Annotated in this window: 2 protein-coding genes; both read left to right on the top strand. The window is 63.3% G+C overall.

All coding sequences use genetic code 11. The features are described from left to right. Window positions 1-274 (top strand): hypothetical protein (locus LQV45_RS33085; RefSeq protein WP_230011908.1); only part of this gene is annotated, 274 nt, incomplete at its 5' end. A 20-nt stretch (window positions 275-294) separates the two neighbouring features. Beyond that, the coding region (locus LQV45_RS33080) for an MFS transporter (protein WP_230011906.1) at window positions 295-1321 on the top strand (1027 nt) is incomplete at its 3' end.

Raw genomic sequence — 1321 nt, 5'->3', positions numbered from 1 at the left:
CTGTAGCGCCCGCCGTCGGACTTTCGATCGGACCGAATCCCGTCGGAAACCCCCGCAATCGAGGGCTGGCGCGGAAAATTTTGGGCGCGGCGCCGCCGGGATGGCCGGTTCCCAGTATCCGCGCGGCGAAAGCGGGCAAAAGAAATTAGTGAATTGCCCCCAATTTGCACCCGAAATGGGCGATCATACGGCACACAACTCGGAAACTCCAGAGAATTCCCGTAAAATTGAAGGCCTGCCCAGAGCGGGGCAGCTACAAGTCGCAAGCAAATGATCTCCCTAGGAGCTTCCCAAATGCCCACAGACCGAAGCACGACCGACTCTTCAGCAGGCGTCATCGACGCCAGCAGAACCAACCAAGGCGCACCCAAGGGTGTGAAGAAACCGAAGCTACGTCGCCGTCGACTCCGCGAGTCCGACGTCAACGTTGTCGACCAGCCGATGCTCAAGAAGGCACTCGGCGGCACCATCGTGGGTAACACCATGGAGTGGTACGACGTCGGCGTGTTCGGCTACCTGATCACCACCATGGGACCGGTATTCCTGCCGGAGGCGGACAAGTCCGTCCAGACCCTGTTCCTGCTCGGAACCTTCGCCGCCACCTTCATCGCCCGCCCCCTCGGCGGAGTCGTGTTCGGCTGGCTTGGCGACAAGATCGGCCGCCAGAAGGTCCTCGCCGCGACCCTGATGATCATGGCCGCCAGCACCTTCGCCGTCGGGCTCCTGCCCGGCTACGCACAGATCGGCATCTGGGCTGCGGTCCTGCTGGTCCTGTTCAAAGTTATCCAGGGCTTCTCTACCGGCGGTGAATACGCCGGCGCCACGACCTTTGTGAGCGAGTACGCCCCTGACAAGCGCCGCGGATTCTTCGCCAGCTTCCTGGACATGGGCAGCTACCTCGGTTTCGCCCTTGGCGCGGCCCTCGTTTCGGTGCTGCAGCTGACCCTCGGCCAGGACACCATGGAGCAGTGGGGCTGGCGCATCCCCTTCCTCCTTGCCGGCCCGCTCGGCCTGATCGCCGTGTACTTCCGGAGCAAGATCGAGGAATCCCCGCAGTTCCAGGCAACCCTGGATGCCCAGGAGAACCTCGCCAAGGACGCAACCGCCTCGGACACCACAGCCTCCAAGGGCCCGGTGGGCATCGTGAAGGCGTACTGGCGCTCCCTCATCGTCGCGATGATCCTGGTCGCGGCAGCAAACACCGCCGGCTACGCACTGACCTCCTACATGCCGACGTACCTGACGGAGTCCAAGGGCTACGACGAGCTGCACGGCACGCTGCTGACCATCCCGGTGCTGGTCATCATGAGCCTCTGCATCC

This window comes from Microbacterium sp. Bi128 (genome assembly GCF_918698205.1).
The sequence above is the reverse complement of the archived record's forward strand: the minus strand, read 5'-3'. Positions and strand labels throughout refer to the sequence as shown.